We start from the raw sequence: 18272 nt of genomic DNA, 5'->3' as shown, positions 1-18272 counted from the left end.
TTCAGCCGAGCCAGGTTTCTCCGGTACGGCACCATACGCGCATCGATCAAGAAAAGATCATTACGGGGTGTACACTTCGGCGATTTTCCGGGCGGTACCGTCCACGACGGTCAGTTGGACCAGCATCTCGCCGCTCTCCTGGGACAACGTGGCGAACTTGGCCGGGGTCAGCTCGCACGTGCCGACGACCAGAGAGTCCCCGCTGAAGCACTCAGGGTCACCACCGTGGATGGTGAACAGCTCGGCGTCCGCCGCGATCGGGACGGTCACGCGGGTGTTGCTGTCCTCGGTGCTCCAGTCGCGTTCGCAGCGCGGGTCCGAAGCCGGCAGCTGGAACGCCTCGCAGAAATCGGGGCCCTGCATGAAGATGGTCGGCTCGGCGACGGCGGAGCGGGCCTGCGGGTCGAACGAGATCAGCTTGACGACCGACTTGCTGTCGCCGCGTGACACGTCCGCAAAGGTGGGGATCGGCGACGCGGGCGCTGACGACGCCGGCGCGGCCGACGGGGACGTGGTGGAACACGCCGTCAGCGCGCCGACGACGACGGCCAGAGCGAGCAGGATTCTCATACTGACAAGATCTCCACATCGGCGAAGCGGACCTGGCCCGGCTCGGTCTCGGACTCGCTGGTCACGCCGAGCGTGACCCGGCCGGAGGTGAGACCGGCGGGGATCGGGGGCGCCTGGAAGAGGGCCTTGTCCCCGATCAGGACGGTGGCGACCGCGCCGCGCAGCTCCAGACGCACCCGGGTGGCGGCGCCGCGCTCGAAGGCCGACGTGGGCACCGTGGTCAAGGTGCTCGGCGACTCGTCGTTGAAGAAGTCGAGCTGCACCCTGTCGCGGCACACCGACAGCAGGTAACCGGTCTCGCGGACCCAGCGGTAGCGCACGGTGGCGCAGCTGCCCGGGTTGAGGACGGCGATGTCGGCGGCGATGGTCTGGTCGCCCTCGAAGGTGTCGTCCGGCCCCGGGCACTCGTCCTGCGAGAAGGCGTCGACGGTCATCTCCAGGCCGTCGTCGCCGAACAGGCACGTCAGGCCGTCGCGCCGCGCCTCGCGCCACTGGCCGGGGCGGGTGAGCGGGTCGACGACGGACAGGCCGCGCACCTGACGGCTGGCGGGCGCGGCCACGGTCAGCACGTCGGCGCCGGACTCGTTGCTCGCGTTCGCGTAGTGCAGGCCCAGCCCGGTGCCGATCAGCGCGGCCACGGCGGTGGCGGCGGCCGCTGCCGCGACGAGCAGGCGGCGCCGACCCGGGCGCCCCGCTTTCTGTACGGCCTCCGCCGCCCGTCGCAGCTCCGGCTGCCGTACCAATGTCTCTTCCTCGGCGCCCGACGACAGCAGCAGGTCGAGCAGCTCGTGGGCCGTGGGCCGTTCGCGCGGATCCTTGGCGAGCGTGCGCGCCACGATGCCGCGCAACGGGTCCGGCAGCCCGGACAGCTCGGGCGGCTGGGTGAGGATCTTGGCGGCGGTGACCGCGGGGGAGTCGCCGGCGAAGGGGGTGCGGCCGGTTCCCGCGTACGTGACCACGGCGCCCCACGCGAACACGTCGGCGGCCGGGCCGGTCAGGTTGCTGTCGTTCTCGAAGCGCTCCGGCGCCATGTACGCGACCGTGCCCACCATCTGATCGGTCCTGGTGTGCACGCTGGTGACCTCGACCGCCCGGGCGATGCCGAAGTCGATGACCTTCGGGCTGCCCAGCGAGAACAGCACGTTGCCGGGCTTGAGGTCGCGGTGGATGACGCCGGCGCCGTGGATCGCGGCGATCGCGGTGGCCACCCCGACGGCGACGCTGTGCAGGGCGCCGCCGCGCAACGGGCCCTGCTCGCCGACGACCTGGGTGAGGGTCGGTCCGTCCACGTACTCGACGACCAGGTACGGCGTCTCGTGCTCGGGGTCGGCGTCGAGCACCTCGGCGGTGCAGAAGGGCGGCACCTGCCGGGCCCGGTTGACCTCGCTGCGGAACCGGCCCCGGAACTCGGGATCGGCGGCGTACTCGGCCCGGATGACCTTGACCGCGGCGAGCCGGCCGGTGGCGTCCCGGCCGAGGAACACGGCGCCCATGCCGCCCTCGCCGAGCCGCGAGAGCAGCTCGTACCCGCCCAGGCGCCGGGGATCGGTGGCCAGCAATGGACGACTCACGCGGGGCACTTTACGTGGTTAGAGTGACGGCATGGAGCCCGGCGTGGACGTGCGTGTGGTGTCGCAGCCCGAGGAGCTGGCGGCGCTCGACGCGCTGCTCGGCGGCATCTGGAGTCCCGGCCGGCCGATGGTCGGCGGCGAGATGCTGCGCGCGCTGGCCAAGGCCGGCAACTACGTGGCCGCCGCCTACGCGGGCGACGAGCTGGTCGGCGGCTGCTTCGGCTTCTTCGGCCCGCCGGACGTCCGCGAGCTGCACAGCCATGTCGCCGGGGTGGTGCCCGGGGCGGCCGGCCGGGGCGTCGGCTACGCCCTCAAGCAGCACCAGCGCCGCTGGGCCCGGTCGCGCGGCGCCACGGCGATCACGTGGACCTTCGACCCGCTCGTGGCTCGCAACGCCTACTTCAACCTCGCGAAGCTGGGTGCCGTGCCGGTCGAGTACCTGCCCGACTTCTACGGTCCGATGCACGACACCCTCAACGGGGCCGATCCCTCCGACCGGCTGCTGGTGCGCTGGGAGGTGGCCGGGGGCGAGCCGCTCGAGTGCGACCCGGCCGGGGGCACGGTCGTGCTCGACGAGAACGGGCGGCGGGGTCCCGTACACGGGGAGAAGTTGCTCGTCGCCGTGCCGCCCGACATCGAGCGGCTGCGCGTCGCCGATCCCGCCGCTGCGGCCCGCTGGCGCAGTGCTCTGCGTGAGGTGCTGACCGGGCTGCTGGCGTCCGGCGCGCGCTTCACCGGCTTCGACCGCGCCGGCTGGTACGTGCTCACCACCGACCGAGGCCCGGGAGGCCGCCTGTGAAGATCCGTGGAGTCGAGTTGCGGCGCGTCGCCATGCCGCTGGTCGCGCCGTTCCGGACGTCGTTCGGCACCGAGACGACCCGGGACGTGCTGCTCGTCCGGGCCGACACCGGCGACGCCGAGGGCTGGGGCGAGTGCGTGGCGATGGCCGAGCCGCTCTACTCGCCCGAGTACACGGACGCGGCCGCCGACGTGCTGCGCCGCTTCCTCGTACCGAGGCTGGCCGCGGCGCCGCACCTGGACGCGTACCAGGTCGCCGGGGTCCTCGCCCCGATCAAGGGGCACCGGATGGCCAAGGCCGCCCTGGAGACCGCCGTCCTCGACGCCGAGCTGCGGGCCGCGGGCCGGTCCTTCGCGCGGGAGTTCGGCGCCGTCCGCGACCGCGTGCCGTGCGGCGTGTCGGTCGGCATCATGGACTCGATCCCGCAGCTGCTCGACGCCGTGGCCGGCTATCTGGCCGAGGGCTACGTGCGGATCAAGCTCAAGATCGAGCCGGGCTGGGACGTCGAGCCGGTCCGGGCGGTCCGCGAGCGCTTCGGCGACGACGTGCTGCTGCAGGTGGACGCCAACACCGCGTACACGCTGGCCGACGCCCGGCACCTCGCCCGCCTCGACCCCTTCGATCTGCTGCTGATCGAGCAGCCGCTGGACGAGGAGGACGTGCTGGGCCACGCCACCCTCGCGAAGCAGATCAGCACGCCGGTCTGCCTGGACGAGTCGATCACTTCCGCCCGTACGGCCGCCGCGGCGCTCACGCTCGGCGCCTGCTCGGTGGTCAACATCAAGCCGGGCCGGGTCGGCGGCTATCTGGAGGCGCGGCGCATCCACGACCTGTGCGCGGCGCACGGCGTCCCGGTGTGGTGCGGCGGCATGCTGGAGACCGGGCTGGGCCGGGCGGCGAATGTGGCGCTCGCCGCACTTCCCGGGTTCACGCTGCCCGGGGACACCTCGGCGTCGGGGCGCTACTTCGCGACCGATCTCACCGAGCCGTTCGTGCTGGAGGACGGTGCTCTGGCCGTACCGCCGGGTCCCGGTCTGGGGGTGTCGCCGCTCCCGGCGGTGCTGGATGATGTGACGGTTGCCACAGAATGGATTTCCGCGTAATCGCGGGCAACCTTTCCGGCCCCTGTGGACACAGGGAGGCATGACCCGGTACTTCCGTTGCGCCGCGCCGGCCGCCGTGCCCCGCCGCACCGACCACCTCATGATCACCATGGAGACCCCGGATCTGACCCCCCAGCTGGTCCGGGACGCCTATGACCTGCTGCGCAACTTCGACGTCGTGATCGGGGCGACGACCGACGGCGGCTGGTACGCCTTCGGGCTGCGCGAGCCGGCGCACGCGTCGGACCTGGACACGGGGGCCGACTCGACCGCGCTGACGCTCGCGGCGCTGCGGCTCGGGCTGCGGGTCGCGCTGCTGCCGACGCTGCCCGCTTGATTTTCCCGTACGCCGGGAGAGCGCGCGTGCCGCGGCTTCGGTGACGAGCGGCCGGGTGGCGCGGCGTCGTCGGCGGTGTGGTGAGGAACCCGCCGGCGGCGCCCCGCGACCCGGCCGCTTCTGCTAGGGGCGTGTCCGCGCTGGTCCGCTCCTTGATTTTCGCTCGTCAGCCAGGGCTTTTTGTCCGGCCCCGGGCGTTTCGCGGGCCCCTCCGCACAATGTAAACAAGCTCACCTTCGGCCCTGAAAGTTTGCTCCGGGCCCTTGGCCGGTGGTTAACGTCGGCCGGTCCGCTGACGCGGGCCCCGCGGTCGGTAACGCCGAGTCCTTGCCGCCGACCGGGCCGGGACCTCAACCGATATGGCAAGGAGCGGGGGACCCACACGTTCCTCCGGCGCGCTGGATCGCAGCGCGCCTCGGGGTGAAGCCACCCCTCAGGCGTCACGTTCGGTGTGACCCTGCCCGGTGGCCGGGCTCCTCGGCCCGAACCCGACAGCTGACCTCGCAGGCGTGGAGGTTCGTATTTCATGGCTAAGCACATCCGCAAGAGCTCGTCCCTGCGCGCCCTCGGCCTGATGGTCGCCGGTGCCGCCGGCGGTGCCGTCCTGCTCGGCTCCGGCGGGGCCGCGCAGGCGAAGTCCAGCGTCAACTGGGACGCCGTCGCGCAGTGCGAGTCCGGTGGCAACTGGGCCATCAACACGGGCAACGGCTACTACGGTGGCCTGCAGTTCAGCCGCAGCACGTGGAAGGCGTACGGCGGCGGCAAGTACGCGTCGACGGCCAACAAGGCCAGCCGCTCGGAGCAGATCCGCATCGCGGAGAAGGTGCTCGACGGGCAGGGCATCGGCGCCTGGCCGGTCTGCGGCAAGAAGGCCGGCTCGTCGAAGTCCTACTCCGGCAAGAACACGTCGGGCGCGTCGTCCTCCAAGTCGTCGTCCTCGTCGTCGAAGAAGTCGTCCGCCAAGAAGTCGACGTCGTCGCACTCGTCCTCCAAGTCTTCTTCCACGAAGTCCTCCTCCTCCAAGAAGACGACCTCGCGCACCACGGTCAGCGCTCAGGCGACCGGCAAGCACTACGTCGTGAAGTCCGGCGACACGCTGGCCAAGATCGCGGCCGCGCAGCACGTGAAGGGCGGGTGGCGGGCGCTCTACAGCCTGAACACCGGCATCCTGAACGACCCGAACCTGATCTTCCCGGGTCAGCGTCTCGCGCTCTGACGGGTCTCAGTGCAGTGCTGCTGCCTTCCGGAGCAGCACTGCACGCTCCCGCTCGTTGCGGCACAGGGCGGCGGCGGTCTCCAGCTCCGCCCGGGCCTCCGCGGGCCGGCCGAGCCGGGTGAGCAGCTCGCCGCGCACGGTCGGCACGAGATGGGAGCCGGCCAGCTTCTCCCCGAGCTTGTCCACGAGGAGCAGCGCGGCCGCCGGACCGTGGGCCATGGCGACGGCCACGGCCCGGTTCAGCTCGACGATCGGCGAGGGCGCCACCCGGCCCAGGGCCTCGTAGAGCAGCACGATCCGCTCCCAGTCCGTCTCCGCCACGGAGGCGGCGCGGGCGTGGCAGGCGGCGATCGCGGCCTGGAGCCCGTACGGGCCGGTGGTGGGCCGGGCCAGGGCAGCCAGCCCGCGCCGGATCGCCGCCCGGTCCCACAATCGGCGGTCCTGATCCTCGAGCAGCACGGCCTCGCCGTCCGGGCCGGTGCGGGCCGGGAAGCGCGCCGCGGTCAGCTCGCACAGGGCCAGCAACCCGGAAACCTCCGGCTCGTCCGGCACCAGCGCGGCGAGAACCCGGGTCAGCCGGATCGCCTCGGCCGCCAGATCGGTGCGCACGAGCCGGTCACCCGTCGTCGCCGTCGACCCCTCGGTGAAGATGACGTAGAGCACACTGAGCACCGCCCCGAGCCGCTCCTTGCGCTGCTCCTCCGGCGGCAGCTCGAACCGAACGCCCGCCGCGGCGATCGTCTTCTTCGCGCGCGTGATCCGGGCCTGCACGGTCGGCACCGGCACGAGGAACGCGCGGGCGATCTCCTCGCTGGTGAGGCCGCCGACCGTACGCAAAGTCAGCGCGACCTTCGCCTCGGGCGCGAGCACCGGATGGCACGCGATGAACATGAGCGCGAGCACGTCGTCGCCGTAGTCCGCGTACTCGTCGGTGATCTCCGGCTCGCGCGCCAGCAGGGCGTACTTGCGCTCCAGGGTCTCCCGGCGCCGGAAGGCGTCGATCGCCCGGCGCCGCGCGGTCGCCAGCAGCCACCCGGCCGGGTTCGCGGGCGTGCCGTCGCGCTCCCACGAGACGAGCGCCTCGGCCAGCGCCTCCTGCGCGACGTCCTCGGCCAGCGCGAAGTCCCCGGTCCAGCGGGCGAGCGCCGCGACGATCCGCGCCGACTCGATCCGCCAGACCGCCTCGAGGGGCTGCGGGCTCACAGCTGGCCGGTGCGCTCGCGCCAGGCCCGCTCGCTCTTGACGTACTCGTTGTCCTGCGGGAACTCGTCGATGCCCGGCACCCGCCGGATCTCCGACTTCGACCCGGGGATCGCGGGCATCTTCTTCGCCCACTCCACGGCCTCGTCCCGCGACGCCACCTCGAGGATGTAGAAGCCGCCGAACAGCTCCTTGGTCTCCCCGTAGGGCCCGTCGGTGACCACCGGCGTCTCCCCGCTGTAGTCCACGACGACGCCCTCGGCCGGGTCCTCCAGCCCCTCCGCGGCGATCAGCACCCCCGCCTTGATGAGCTCGTCGTTGAACCGCCCGACCTTCTCCAGCATCTCCTCGAACGGCGTCTCCATCATCGCCTTCAGCGACGCGTCGGTGTTCCGCATGATCAGCATGTACTTCGCCATGGTTCCGCTCTCCCTCACCGGGCCGTCCGCCGGCCCTCACACTCTCAGGTCGAACGGCCCTCCTTCCGGATCGACACTGCCGACGAAATTTCTTTGCGGTTTGATCTTCGGGGGTAAGTCCGGCGGCGACCACCCACCGAGGAGGCTTGACATGTCCGACGCAGATCCCACTCCGGCCCTCACCGCGATCGGCGGGCTGGGGCTGGCCGCCGAGCAGGCGGCCCTGATTCGCGGCGCCCTGGCTTCGGGCTTTCTGGCCCGCTGTCGCACGTCCGTCACCGCCGCCGAGCTGACGGCGCAGACCGGGCTGCCGCACGTTCCCGCCCTGTGCACGGCGCTGGTGGCCGCCGGTGTTCTCACCGCCGCGGGTGACGACGCGTACCGGGTCAGTGACGACTACGCCGGGCTGTTCACCGCCGGTGCCGACAGCTTCGCGTTGCGGGCGCTGCAGGGGGTTGCGGTGCGCGAGAGGCTGGTGGAGAGCCACTTCTCCGCGGCCGGCAGCGGCAGCTACTGGGAGGTGACCGACGCCGACCGCGCGGCCCTCGCCGCGTCCGTCACAGTCGACCCGGCCACGGACTTCGGGCGCGGCGCCATGGCCGCGACGATCGAGGCCATTCCCGAGGTACGCGACCTGGTGCACGGTGATGCCCGCTATCTCGAACTGGGTTGTGGTCTCAGCGGGGCGCTGCTGTCTCTGCTGCAGCTCTATCCGAAGCTCACCGCGGTGGCCGTCGATCTGGCCGCCGATCTCGTGGCGCGCGCCCGGGCACAGTCCGAGGCGCTCGGCGTGTCCGATCGGGTCCGCTTCGAGGTCGGCGACGCGGCCGAGTTCACCGACGACGAGCCGTTCGACCTCGCCTTCTGGAGCCAGTTCTTCTATCCGGCCAGGTGGCGGGAACGCACGCTGGCCAACGCGTACGCCCGCCTGCGCCCCGGCGGCTGGCTCGCCGCCCCGGCCCTGATCGTCGACGGCGACCAGCTGGCGGCGCCGGACGCGGCCCTGAACGCGCTGATGGTGAGCGCGTGGGACGTTCCGGTGCGGACGGCGGCCGGCCTGGTCGCCGAGCTGGAGGCCGCCGGCTTCGTCGACGCGACCGCTCGTACCGGCCCGGTGAACACGACCGTCGTCGCCCGGCGCCCCTGATCGTCGGGGCGGGGTAAAAGGCGTTGCTCCGGTCGTGGACGGTCCCTACCGTTGAGCGCAGCACCGATCGCCACGGTCGATCACGACGGTCGATCTTCATGGTCGATCGCCTCGGTCGATCGCCTCGGTCGATCGCCTCGGTCCATCGCCTCGGTCCATCGCCACGTCAGGAGAAGCAGATGTCATGGCATGCCCCGTTCGCACAGCGGCGTCCGGCGCCGCGCGGCGAGGCCGCCATGCGCTGGGCCGGACCACACAGGACCGCCGCCGGCTGTCGGCAGCGCCAGGGTGACCAGAGCTCGTGCGAGCGCGCCCGGCCGTGATCGCGGCGGCCGTCTGAGTGGCTGATCGGCCGGCGAGGTGAGAGCCTCGCCGGCCGTCCATGCGGGCTGGTGCAACCCGGCAGCACGCCCGGCTCTGGACCGGGAAGTGGGGGTTCGAATCCTCCGCCCGCAGCTTCACGCCGTCACCGTCCCGCCGCGGCGACGACGGCCGGAAAGTGGCAACAACCCGGGCTCGTAGCTCATCCGGTAGAGCGCCGCTCTCGCACAGCGGAGGTGGCCGGTTCGACTCCGGCCGGGTCCACGCACGCCCCGGCGGGCACGGCACGAAGCGCCGCGTCCACAAGCACGGCACGAAGCGCCGCACCCGCAGGCCAGGCTTGGCACGGAACGCCGCTCCCGCAAGCTGGGCACGGCACGGAACGCCGCTCCCGCAAGCTGGGCACGGCACGGAACGCCGCACCCGCAAGCACGGCACGGCTCGGAGCGCCGCGCCCGTCAGGCCGGGCACGGCACGAGGCGTCCGCCGGGCGGGAGGCCGCCGCGCCGGCCCGCCGGGGCACGCACGGTCGTATGCCCGAGTGGTCAGGGAGCCGCCTGCAAAGCGGTGCACGCCGGTTCGAATCCGGCTACGACCTCGTTGCTCGTCACTCCGCGCCGGGCGACGGGCTGACGGCGCGGAGGGCGAAGAACAGCGGGATCAGCGGGTCGTCGTCCGGGAGGCGGAAGAAGCCGGGCCGGTCGGCGGGAACCATGCGGGCGAAGCGGGGGTACGGGCCGCTGGGGTCCTCGCGCAGCGTCGTCACACGCAGGCCGGCGGCGGCGACGGCGGTCACGAGCTCGCCGAGGCTGTGCGGCCATTCGTAGCTGCGGGTGTCGCCGGCGAGGAGCGGCCCGTCGGTGTACGTGTGCGCCCAGTCACGCTCTTCCGGACCGCGGCCGGGCAGGTAGTCGTACCGGAGGGTGAGGGTGTCGGGTTCGCCCTCCTCGGGGATGACGCCGAGCGCCATGAGCAGCGGATGGAAGTCGAGCACGGACAGCCGGCCGCCGGGCTTGAGCAGGCTCGCCACGATCTGGGCCCAGCGGGTGAGATCGGGCAGGTAGAGCAGCGCGCCCCGGCCGGTGTAGACCACGTCGAACCGGCGGCCGGCCAGGGCGGCCCCGGCGTCGTACACGTTGGCGTGCACGAACTCGATGTCCGGGTAGCGGCGGCGCGCCTCGGCGATGGCCGCGCCGGAGAGGTCGAGCCCGACCGCCCGGGCGCCGCGCCGGGCGAAGGCGGCGGTGTCCGTGCCCAGGTGACACTGGAGGTGGAGCACGTCGCGGTCCTTGACGTCGCCGATGTCGTCCCATTCATGATCGGCGAACCAGGCGTCGGGGTCGCGGAAGGCGCCGGCGTAGAACTCGCTGGCGGCGTGGATCGGGGTGCGGGCGTTCCAGTTGCGCTCGATGGCGTCCATGCGGGTCAGGTCTGCGGAGTCCATCACTCCATGGAAGACAGTCACTGCCCCTCGTGTCCAGAGCACAAGGCTCCGTCGATGGAGCCGGCCGCGAGGAGCGCGCGGCCGTGCGAGAGCGAGGGAAAGCCGGCCGCGAGGAGCGCACGGCCGTGCGAGGCGAGGGAAAGCCGGCCGCGAGCGGATCAGGCCCGGGCGTGAGGAGCCGTGCTGTCGCGCAGGACCAGGCGCGTGGGCACGAGGTCGGTGCCCGGCCGCCCCGGCTCGCGCCGCAGCTGGCGCAGCAAGGTGTCGACGCAGCGCCGCCCCATCTCGGCGAAGTCCTGGTGGACCGTGGTGAGCGGGGGCAGGTAGGCGGGGGAGTCGGGCAGGTCGTCGAAGCCGACCACGCTGACGTCGCCCGGGATGGCGCGGCCGGCCTCGTGCAGGGCGCGCATGACGCCGAGGGCCATCTGGTCGTTGGCGGCGAAGACGGCGGTGCAGCCGGGGTCGGCGGCCAGGGCGAGGCCGGCGCGGTAGCCGCTCTCGGCCGACCAGTCGCCGCGTTGCACCTCCGGCACCGGCCGGCCGGAGGAGCGCAGCGTGTCGCTCCAGGCCTGCAGGCGGCGGCCGGCGGCGAAGGACTCGACCGGGCCGGCGACGTGGTGGACGGTCGGGTGGCCGAGGTCGAGCAGGTGGCGGGTGGCCTGGCGGGCGCCGTCGGCCTGGTCGGTGTCGACGACGGGGTAGCGGTCGCCGGCGTCGGAGTCGACCACGACGACCGGGACGTTGGGGGGCAGGGTGAGGTCGGCGGCGTCGAGGAGGTGGACCTCCATGATGACGATGATGCCGTCGACCGCGAGCTCGCCGAGGCGGGTGAAGGCGCCGAGCACGCCGTCCTGGGTGGGGACGGCGACCGGGATGAGCGTGATGGCGTAGCCCTCGCGGGCGGCGTGGGTCGCGATGGCCTCCACGGTGCGGCTGTTGCCGGTGGTGGCCAGGGTGAAGAGGATGATGCCGAGGGTGCGGAACTCGCCGCGCTTGAGGGCCCGGGCCGCGCTGTTGGGGCGGTAGCCGAGCTCCTGCATGGCGTCGAGCACCTGGCGGCGGGTGGACTCGACGACCGAGGGGTGGCCGTTGCTGACGCGGGAGACGGTCTGAGCCGACACCCCGGCCAGGCGCGCCACGTCGGCCATGGACACCCCGCGTGCGGCGCGGCGATTCGTCGGCATGACCTGCGTGTCTCCTCTTGACGATCATGGAAGTGTGGTGCAACTATCACCACGATGTTAACGTAAACATCACATCCGTCATCCGTGTGTAACAGAGCGTCCTGACCAGCGCCCTTGCCCAGGATGTTTACGTAAACATAGCTGGTGAGAGAGAGGGACGACACCCCATGGCCGAGCTAGCCGTACGCCGGCGCCGATCCTGGACGGGCTGGCGCTTCGTCGGCCCCTTCATGGTCGTCTTCGCGCTGGTCTTCCTGGCACCGATCGCGTACTCGATCTATCTGAGCCTGTTCAAGACCCGCCTGATCGGCGGCACTTCGTTCGTCGGGCTGGACAACTACCAGCAGGCGCTGACCGACCCGAGCTTCTGGAGCTCGCTGGGCCGGGTCTCGCTCTTCCTGGTCGTCCAGGTCCCGATCATGCTGTTCATCGCGCTGCTCGTGGCGCTGGCGATCGACTCCGGCCGGCTGCACGGCTCGTCGTTCTTCCGGGTCACGATCTTCCTGCCGTACGCCGTCCCGGCCGTGGTCGCCGCCCTGATGTGGGGCTTCATGTACGGGTCGCAGTTCGGCCTGCTGGCCAGCATCAACGACCAGTTCGGCTGGAGCCTGCCGGACCTGCTGTCGCCGAGCTGGATCCTCGCGTCGATCGGCAACATCAACACCTGGGAGTTCACCGGCTACAACATGCTGATCTTCTACTCCGCGCTGCGGACGATCCCCGGCTCGCTCTACGAGTCGGCCGAGATCGACGGCGCGGGGGAGTTCCGGAAGATCACCGCCATCAAGCTCCCCGCGATCCGGGGCGCCCTGGTGGTGGCCACGATCTTCTCGATCATCGGCAGCTTCCAGCTCTTCAACGAGCCCAGCATCCTGCAGCAGCTGGCGCCCAACGCGATCACCACCGACTTCACCCCCAACCTGTACGCGTACAACCTGTCCTTCTCGGGTCAGCAGTACAACTACTCCGCGACCGTGGCGATCGTCATGGGCATCATCACGATGGTGATCGCCTACGTCGTCCAGCTGCGCGGCACGAAGGAGCGCTGAGATGACGACCATGGTCACTGCGGCGCAGGCCCCGGAGACGGACGAGGCGCCCACCCGTCGCGGCAAGAACCCGCGGACGAAGAAGAGCATCGTCCTCACCCTGCTCACCGGCATCGTGCTGATCTACAGCCTGCTGCCGCTCGTCTGGCTCCTGATCAACTCGACGAAGACCCAGGACGGGCTGTTCACGTCGTTCGGCCTCTGGTTCGACGACGGCCCGTTCGCCTTCTTCAGCAACATCGCGGACACGTTGACGTACAACGACGGGATCTTCCTCCGCTGGCTGGGCAACACCCTGCTGTACGTGGTCATCGGGGCCGGCGGCGCGACGTTCCTGGCCGTCCTGGCCGGCTACGGCCTGGCGAAGTTCGACTTCGTCGGCAAGAAGGCGGTCTTCGCGATCGTCATCGGCGCGGTCGCGGTGCCCGGCACGGCGCTCGCCGTCCCGACCTTCCTCATGTTCGCCAAGCTGGGGCTGACCAACACCCCGTGGGCGGTCATCATCCCGTCGCTGATCACCCCGTTCGGGCTCTACCTGATGTGGACCTTCGCCGCCGAGGCGGTGCCCACGGAGATCCTCGAGGCCGCCCGGGTCGACGGGTCCGGCGAGTTCCGCACGTTCTTCCGGATCGTGCTCCCGCTGCTGGCCCCCGGCATCGTCACCGTCCTGCTGTTCAGCATGGTCGCGACCTGGAACAACTACTTCCTGCCGCTGATCATGCTGCGCGACCCCGACTGGTATCCGCTGACCCTCGGCCTCAACGCCTGGAACGCCCAGGCCGCGACCGCCGGCGGCGAGGCCATCTTCAACCTGGTCATCACCGGGTCGCTGCTCACGATCATCCCGCTGCTCGCCGCGTTCCTGCTCCTGCAGCGTTACTGGCAGTCCGGCCTCGCCGCCGGCTCCGTCAAGGAATGAAGCGCTCCTCAAAGGTATAAGAAGGGTCAAAGATGTCCGCTCTTACCCGGCGTCGGCTGCTCGGTGCGGCCCTCGCCTCCGCTGTGACCATCGGCCTCGCCGCCTGTGGCAGTGACGACGACAGCTCGACCGGTGGCGGCACCGCGGCGGCGCAGTCCGTCTCGGACGCCGACGTCGAGGCCGCGCTGCAGGCCGGCGGCAACCTGACGGTGTGGGCCTGGGAGCCCACGCTGACCAAGGTCGTCGCGGAGTTCCAGAAGAAGTACCCGAAGGTCAAGGTCAACCTGGCCAACGTGGGCACCAGCGCCGACCAGTACACCGCGCTGCAGAACGCCTTCCAGGCCGGCTCGGGCATTCCGGACGTGGCGCAGATCGAGTACTACGCGCTGCCGCAGTTCGCCCTGCAGAAGAACCTGAAGGACCTCAACGCCTTCGGCGCCGCGTCGCTGAAGGACCAGTACAACACCGGCCCGTGGAACTCGGTGAACAGCGGCGGCGGCATCTACGGCCTGCCGATGGACTCCGGCCCCATGGCCCTGTTCTACAACAAGGAGGTCTTCGACAAGTACAAGGTCGAGGTCCCCAAGACCTGGACCGAGTTCCTCGAGGCCGCCCGCACCATCCACAAGGCGGACCCGAAGGTCTACATCGCCAACGACACCGGCGACGCCGGCTTCGTCACCAGCATGATCTGGCAGGCGGGCGGCAAGCCGTACACCGTCGACGGCGAGAACGTGGGCATCAACTTCGCCGACGCCGGCACCCAGGAGTTCGTCAAGGTCTGGCAGACGCTGATCAGCGAGAAGCTGCTCGCCCCGATCACCTCCTGGAGCGACCAGTGGTTCCAGGGCCTGGCCAACGGCAGCATCGCCTCGCTGGCCACCGGCGCCTGGATGCCCGCCAACTTCGTCACCAGCGCGGCCAGCGGCTCCGGCAAGTGGCGCGCGGCTGAGCTGCCCCAGTACACCGCGGGCGGCACGGCGTCGGCCGAGAACGGCGGCTCCTCGCTCGCCATCACCGAGAAGGCCGCGGCGTCGACCCTGGCCTACGGCTTCCTCAAGTACGCCAACCAGGGCGACGGCGTCAAGATCCGCGTGGACAACGGCGCCTTCCCGGCCACCAGCGCCACGCTGAACGACCCCAACTGGCTCAACACCGAGTTCGACTACTTCGGCGGCCAGAAGGCCAACGAGGTCTTCGCCAAGTCGGCCCAGGGCGTGGTCAGCGGCTGGACCTACCTGCCGGTGCAGGTCTACTCGAACAGCGTCTTCAACGACACCGTCGGCAAGGCGTACGTGTCGAACACGACCCTGACCGACGGCCTCAAGGCGTGGCAGGACCAGACCCTCAACTACGCCAAGGACCAGGGGTTCACGGTCAAGTGACGACTGCGCGCTGGTTGCGCCCGACCCGGCCGGGGCAGTCGCCCCGGCTGGAGTACGGCGCCGACTACAACCCCGAGCAGTGGCCGCGGGAGGTGTGGGACGAGGACATCCGCGCCATGCGGGAAGCCGGCGTGACCGTGGTGTCGCTCGCCATCTTCTCGTGGGCCCGGCTCGAGCCCACCGAGGGCCGGTACGACTGGTCGTGGCTCGACGAGATCATCGAGCTGCTGCACGCCGGGGGCATCGCGGTGGACCTGGCGACGGCGACGGCCTCCCCGCCGCCGTGGCTGACCACCAAGCACCCGGAGATCCTGCCGGTCGACCGCGAGGGCCGCACCATCTGGCCGGGCGGGCGTCAGCAGTGGCGCCCCACCTCGCCGATCTTCCGCCGGTACGCCCTCGGGCTGGTCCGGGCCATGGCCGAGCGCTACGGCCACCACCCCGCGGTGACCGCCTGGCACGTCTCCAACGAGCTGGGCTGCCACAACGTCTACGACTTCTCGGACGACGCGGCGGCGGCCTTCCGGACGTGGCTGGAGAAGCGCTACGGCACGCTCGACGCGCTCAACGAGGCGTGGGGCACGTCGTTCTGGTCGCAGCACTACAGCGACTGGGCGCAGATCCTCCCGCCCCGGCTCGCGGCGACGCACCCCAACCCGACGCAGCAGCTCGACTTCAAGCGCTTCTCGTCGGACGCCCTGCGCGAGTACCTGCGCGCCGAGCGGGACATCCTGCACGAGATCACGCCGGATGTGCCGGTCACCACGAACTTCATGGTGATGGGCGAGACGAAGGCCATGGACTACGCCGCGTGGGCGGAGGACGTGGACTTCGTCAGCAACGACCACTACCGGCTGCCCGGCGAGCAGACACTCGACGAGCTGTCGTTCTCGGCCAACCTGACCGGCAACATCGCCGGCGGGAACCCGTGGTTCCTCATGGAGCACTCGACCAGCGCGGTCAACTGGCAGCCGGTGAACCTGGCCAAGCTGCCGGGCGAGCTGTCCCGCGACGCCCTCACGCACGTCGCGCACGGGGCGGACGCGGTCTGCTACTTCCAGTGGCGGCAGTCGCGGGCCGGGGCCGAGAAGTACCACTCCGGCATGCTGCCGCACGCCGGGACCGACAGCGCCGTCTTCCGGTCGGTGGCCGAGCTGGGGGAGACGCTCAAGCGCCTCGCACCCCTGCAAGGCACCGGGCGTACGCCGGCTCGCGTCGCGATCCTCTTCGACTGGGACTCCTGGTGGGCGTCGGAGCAGGACTCGCATCCGACGGACCGCCTGCGCTACAAGCAGGAGGCCCTCGACTGGTACTCCGCGCTCCTGAAGCTGGGCGTGCGGGCCGACGTCGTTCCGGCCGCCGCCGACCTGTCCGGCTACGGGCTCGTCGTGGCGCCGATCCTGCACGTGGTGCCGCAGCAGCTGCGTGAGCGGCTGGACGCGTACGTGTCGGGCGGGGGCCACCTCGTGGCGACGTACTTCTCGGGCATCGTCGACCAGGACGATCACGTCTACCTCGGGGGCTACCCGGGGGCGCTGCGCGACCTGCTCGGCATCCGGATCGAGGAGTTCGCGCCGCTGCTCGACGGCGAGACCGCGCCCCTGTCCAACGGGACCGTGGGCACGCTCTGGACCGACAAGATCCAGGTCACGGGGGACGCCGAGGTGCTCGCCACGTACAAGGACGGCGAGCCGGCGATCACCCGGCGCGCCGTCGGGACGGGCTCGGCGGCGTACGTGTCGACCCGGCTCGGCCCGGACGGCATCGCGCCGGTCCTCGGCGACCTTCTCGAGCAGGCCGGGATCGGCAGCGAGCTGCCCGCCGGCCTGCGCGGCAAGGTCGAGCTGGCCGTCCGCGGCGAGTACGCCTTCGTGGTCAACCGCACCGCGGAGCCGGTCGAGCTGACCGGGCTCGAGGGCGAGGCCGTCCACGGCTCGGCCGAGTTGCTCGAACCCCGCGGCGTGACCGTCCTGCGCCGCGCCTGACGCACCATATGTCCGGCCGTCTCCCGCACCCGGGAGGCGGCCGGATTTTTTCTCCGGGCCGGGCAACCTTTCCGCGCCCATGAGCCACTAGAGGGTTGGTCGCGCGCGGAGAGGCCGGTCCCGGACCTCCCGGCCTCCCCGCGTGGGACCGGCACCCCGATCGGCTGACATACTCCGGCTGTCCCGGACCCCAGTGCCCCCACGCGCCGGGGCAGCCGGCCCCCGCTCCACCCGCACGACCCGGCCCCGCCCGCCGCACCGGGCCGGCAAGACCCAGGAAGGCCTGAGTGACCGATCTCGACGCCGAACGTGCCTTCCGGCGCTTCTTCGACTCCCACCACGCGGACCTGTCGCGGCTCGCGTACCTCGTCACGGGCGAGTCCGGGATCGCCGACGACCTGGCCGCGGACGCGTTCACCGAGGTGTGGCGGCACTGGGCGCGGGTGCGGGCGGCGGACAGCCCGCTCGCGTACGCCCGGGGCATCGTCACCAACCTGGCCCGGCAGTGGATCAAGAAGCAGACCCGGGAGCGGCACGGGATGCTCCGCCTGGGGCTGCTGCGCCGGGACCGGAGCGAGCCGGACACCCCGGCGGTGCTGGACGTGCGGGCGGCGCTGAGCAAGCTGCCGGTCCGGCGCCGGGAGTGCGTGGTGCTGCGCTACGCCTTCGACGTCCCGGAGCGCGAGGTGGCCGAGATCCTGGGCATCTCGGTCGGCGCCGTGAAGAGCCAGACCTCGCGCGGCGCCGCGCAACTGAGCACGTTCCTGCAGGACTCACCGATCGAACTGGGCTTGGGAGGCCGACATGCGTGAGCACGACGAGCGCCGCCTCCGGGCCGCGTTGCGCCAGGAGGCGGAGCGGCACCAGCCGGACCGCGACGCCATGTTCGACCGGATGATCCGCGGCCGGGCGGAGAACCGCCGCCTCGTCCGCCCCCGCCTGAACCCGGTGGCGGCCGCGGCCGGCGTCGCCGTGGTGGTCGTGGCCAGCTTCGCCGGGATCCGCCTCGCGGCCAGCGACAACACCCCGGACGGCGAGGTCGCCGCGCCGACCACCGCCGCCACGGCGCCGGTCACGCCCGCGCCGGCGAGCCGGACCCCGGACCGGAAGCCGGAACCGGGCGTGTCGTCGGGGACCCGGGCGGCCCCCTCGACCAAGCAGTCCTCCACCAAGGGCAGCGGCCGCAGCCCGCAGACCCCCGCCTCGACCGGGACGGGCACGCCGAGCTCGACCGAGAAGGACGGCCACCTGACCGTCGCGGCCGGCATCAACCCGAACCCCAACCCGGTGTGGTCGCAGGCCGACCTGATCATGACGCTGACCAAGGAGGTCAGCGCCCTCGAGGTGACGGTCACCGTGAAGCGGACCGGCGGCGCCACCACCCCGGGCATCTGGACGACCCTGCCGGACGACCACCTGGCCGACAAGACCTACACCGAGCAGGGCGACACGATCGTCTACCACTTCCTGCTCAAGGACGGCTACACGGTCTCCCCGGGCGAGTACACCTTCGCGTCGCAGTACAACCACGAGAAGGACCGCCCGACCTCCGGCGACACCTGGAAGGTGACCACGACCGCCGGCACGAGGAAGGCCACGGTTCACGGCACGTTCTGATCAGCC

The 18272-nt window shown here is 71.4% G+C and carries 17 protein-coding genes, 3 tRNA genes and 1 riboswitch; of the genes, 14 read left to right on the top strand and 6 right to left on the bottom strand.

The features are described from left to right. Window positions 1-60: 60 nt before the first annotated feature. Together RAN62_RS37990 and RAN62_RS37985 are read right to left on the bottom strand one after the other, a co-directional pair. Window positions 61-570, bottom strand: a complete 510-nt coding sequence (locus RAN62_RS37990) for a hypothetical protein (protein WP_305789720.1) — start codon at window positions 568-570, stop codon at window positions 61-63. Then, on the bottom strand, window positions 567-2141 hold the full coding sequence (locus RAN62_RS37985) for a serine/threonine-protein kinase (protein ID WP_305789719.1): 1575 nt from the start codon (window positions 2139-2141) through the stop codon (window positions 567-569). Before RAN62_RS37985 ends, RAN62_RS37990 begins: the two co-directional genes overlap by 4 nt. 31 nt (window positions 2142-2172) lie before the next feature. Between RAN62_RS37985 and RAN62_RS37980 the strand changes: the two genes are divergently transcribed. The 4 genes from RAN62_RS37980 to RAN62_RS37965 all read left to right on the top strand — a co-directional run bounded on the left by RAN62_RS37980 (window position 2173) and on the right by RAN62_RS37965 (window position 5596). Beyond that, window positions 2173-2940: a GNAT family N-acetyltransferase gene (locus RAN62_RS37980; RefSeq protein ID WP_305789718.1), complete on the top strand. Its 768-nt coding sequence runs from the start codon at window positions 2173-2175 to the stop codon at window positions 2938-2940. Next, window positions 2937-4043: an o-succinylbenzoate synthase gene (gene menC, locus RAN62_RS37975; protein ID WP_305789717.1), complete on the top strand. Its 1107-nt coding sequence runs from the start codon at window positions 2937-2939 to the stop codon at window positions 4041-4043. Before RAN62_RS37980 ends, menC begins: the two co-directional genes overlap by 4 nt. A gap of 40 nt (window positions 4044-4083) precedes the next feature. Then, entirely contained in the window at window positions 4084-4380 is a 297-nt protein-coding gene (locus tag RAN62_RS37970; protein WP_305789716.1) for a DUF2064 domain-containing protein, read from the top strand. A gap of 336 nt (window positions 4381-4716) precedes the next feature. Next, a riboswitch (cyclic di-AMP (ydaO/yuaA leader) is annotated at window positions 4717-4905 on the top strand. Between the two features lies 1 nt (window position 4906). Next, window positions 4907-5596 carry a LysM peptidoglycan-binding domain-containing protein gene (locus RAN62_RS37965; protein ID WP_305789715.1) on the top strand — a complete coding sequence of 230 codons (690 nt, stop codon included), beginning with the start codon at window positions 4907-4909 and terminating at the stop codon, window positions 5594-5596. 6 nt (window positions 5597-5602) lie between these two features. On the opposite strand, the gene RAN62_RS37960 is transcribed toward RAN62_RS37965, so the two are convergent. Then, entirely contained in the window at window positions 5603-6799 is a 1197-nt protein-coding gene (locus RAN62_RS37960) for an RNA polymerase sigma factor (protein ID WP_305789714.1), read from the bottom strand. Next, window positions 6796-7215: a YciI family protein gene (locus RAN62_RS37955; protein WP_305789713.1), complete on the bottom strand. Its 420-nt coding sequence runs from the start codon at window positions 7213-7215 to the stop codon at window positions 6796-6798. The genes RAN62_RS37960 and RAN62_RS37955 overlap by 4 nt, the downstream gene beginning before the upstream one ends. A 151-nt stretch (window positions 7216-7366) precedes the next feature. On the opposite strand from RAN62_RS37955, the gene RAN62_RS37950 reads away from it, so the two are divergent. The 4 genes from RAN62_RS37950 (at window position 7367) to RAN62_RS37935 (ending at window position 9281) form a co-directional block, all read left to right on the top strand. Next, a complete protein-coding gene (locus RAN62_RS37950) occupies window positions 7367-8362 on the top strand; it encodes a class I SAM-dependent methyltransferase (protein WP_305789712.1) in 996 nt (331 codons plus the stop codon). 383 nt (window positions 8363-8745) lie between these two features. After that, window positions 8746-8818: transfer RNA gene (locus RAN62_RS37945), tRNA-Gln, on the top strand. Between the two features lie 56 nt (window positions 8819-8874). Next, a tRNA-Ala gene (locus tag RAN62_RS37940) sits at window positions 8875-8947 on the top strand. Window positions 8948-9210: 263 nt separating this feature from the next. Beyond that, window positions 9211-9281, top strand: a tRNA-Cys gene (locus RAN62_RS37935). Window positions 9282-9290: 9 nt separating this feature from the next. Here RAN62_RS37935 and RAN62_RS37930 read toward each other — a convergent pair. Together RAN62_RS37930 and RAN62_RS37925 are read right to left on the bottom strand one after the other, a co-directional pair. Next, window positions 9291-10127 (bottom strand): class I SAM-dependent methyltransferase, encoded by an 837-nt coding sequence (locus RAN62_RS37930; RefSeq protein ID WP_305789711.1) that lies wholly within the window; start codon window positions 10125-10127, stop codon window positions 9291-9293. A gap of 158 nt (window positions 10128-10285) precedes the next feature. Next, window positions 10286-11311, bottom strand: a complete 1026-nt coding sequence (locus tag RAN62_RS37925) for a LacI family DNA-binding transcriptional regulator (protein WP_305789710.1) — start codon at window positions 11309-11311, stop codon at window positions 10286-10288. A 167-nt stretch (window positions 11312-11478) separates the two neighbouring features. Between RAN62_RS37925 and RAN62_RS37920 the strand changes: the two genes are divergently transcribed. The 6 genes from RAN62_RS37920 to RAN62_RS37895 all read left to right on the top strand — a co-directional run bounded on the left by RAN62_RS37920 (window position 11479) and on the right by RAN62_RS37895 (window position 18266). Beyond that, window positions 11479-12360 (top strand): carbohydrate ABC transporter permease, encoded by an 882-nt coding sequence (locus RAN62_RS37920; RefSeq protein ID WP_305789709.1) that lies wholly within the window; start codon window positions 11479-11481, stop codon window positions 12358-12360. A gap of 1 nt (window position 12361) precedes the next feature. After that, the gene (locus RAN62_RS37915; protein ID WP_369077242.1) at window positions 12362-13279 is read left to right on the top strand and encodes a carbohydrate ABC transporter permease; all 918 of its coding nucleotides are present in this window, start codon (window positions 12362-12364) and stop codon (window positions 13277-13279) included. Window positions 13280-13311: 32 nt separating this feature from the next. Further along, a complete protein-coding gene (locus RAN62_RS37910; protein ID WP_305789708.1) occupies window positions 13312-14664 on the top strand; it encodes an ABC transporter substrate-binding protein in 1353 nt (450 codons plus the stop codon). Beyond that, window positions 14661-16649 carry a beta-galactosidase gene (locus RAN62_RS37905; RefSeq protein WP_305789707.1) on the top strand — a complete coding sequence of 663 codons (1989 nt, stop codon included), beginning with the start codon at window positions 14661-14663 and terminating at the stop codon, window positions 16647-16649. Before RAN62_RS37910 ends, RAN62_RS37905 begins: the two co-directional genes overlap by 4 nt. Before the next feature lie 287 nt (window positions 16650-16936). Next, a complete protein-coding gene (locus RAN62_RS37900; RefSeq protein ID WP_305789706.1) occupies window positions 16937-17461 on the top strand; it encodes a SigE family RNA polymerase sigma factor in 525 nt (174 codons plus the stop codon). Continuing rightward, on the top strand, window positions 17454-18266 hold the full coding sequence (locus RAN62_RS37895) for a hypothetical protein (RefSeq protein WP_305789705.1): 813 nt from the start codon (window positions 17454-17456) through the stop codon (window positions 18264-18266). Before RAN62_RS37900 ends, RAN62_RS37895 begins: the two co-directional genes overlap by 8 nt. Window positions 18267-18272: the final 6 nt, after the last annotated feature.

The organism is Symbioplanes lichenis (assembly GCF_030709675.1).
In the GTDB taxonomy this organism is placed as follows: Bacteria; Actinomycetota; Actinomycetes; order Mycobacteriales; family Micromonosporaceae; genus Actinoplanes; species Actinoplanes lichenis.
Note: the sequence above shows the minus strand (reverse complement) of the source record. Positions and strands in the feature narration are given on the sequence as shown.

What these genes read in the sequence shown, in the direction of transcription:
- RAN62_RS37910 (WP_305789708.1), top strand. Translation starts at nt 13,312, where the DNA reads ATGTCCGCTCTTACCCGGCGTCGGCTGCTCGGTGCGGCCCTCGCCTCC.
- RAN62_RS37895 (WP_305789705.1), top strand. Translation starts at nt 17,454, where the DNA reads ATGCGTGAGCACGACGAGCGCCGCCTCCGGGCCGCGTTGCGCCAGGAG.
- RAN62_RS37915 (WP_369077242.1), top strand. Translation starts at nt 12,362, where the DNA reads ATGACGACCATGGTCACTGCGGCGCAGGCCCCGGAGACGGACGAGGCG.
- RAN62_RS37990 (WP_305789720.1), bottom strand. Translation starts at nt 570, where the DNA reads ATGAGAATCCTGCTCGCTCTGGCCGTCGTCGTCGGCGCGCTGACGGCG.
- RAN62_RS37925 (WP_305789710.1), bottom strand. Translation starts at nt 11,311, where the DNA reads ATGCCGACGAATCGCCGCGCCGCACGCGGGGTGTCCATGGCCGACGTG.
- RAN62_RS37970 (WP_305789716.1), top strand. Translation starts at nt 4,084, where the DNA reads ATGACCCGGTACTTCCGTTGCGCCGCGCCGGCCGCCGTGCCCCGCCGC.
- RAN62_RS37930 (WP_305789711.1), bottom strand. Translation starts at nt 10,127, where the DNA reads ATGGACTCCGCAGACCTGACCCGCATGGACGCCATCGAGCGCAACTGG.
- RAN62_RS37980 (WP_305789718.1), top strand. Translation starts at nt 2,173, where the DNA reads ATGGAGCCCGGCGTGGACGTGCGTGTGGTGTCGCAGCCCGAGGAGCTG.
- RAN62_RS37950 (WP_305789712.1), top strand. Translation starts at nt 7,367, where the DNA reads ATGTCCGACGCAGATCCCACTCCGGCCCTCACCGCGATCGGCGGGCTG.
- RAN62_RS37955 (WP_305789713.1), bottom strand. Translation starts at nt 7,215, where the DNA reads ATGGCGAAGTACATGCTGATCATGCGGAACACCGACGCGTCGCTGAAG.
- RAN62_RS37920 (WP_305789709.1), top strand. Translation starts at nt 11,479, where the DNA reads ATGGCCGAGCTAGCCGTACGCCGGCGCCGATCCTGGACGGGCTGGCGC.
- RAN62_RS37965 (WP_305789715.1), top strand. Translation starts at nt 4,907, where the DNA reads ATGGCTAAGCACATCCGCAAGAGCTCGTCCCTGCGCGCCCTCGGCCTG.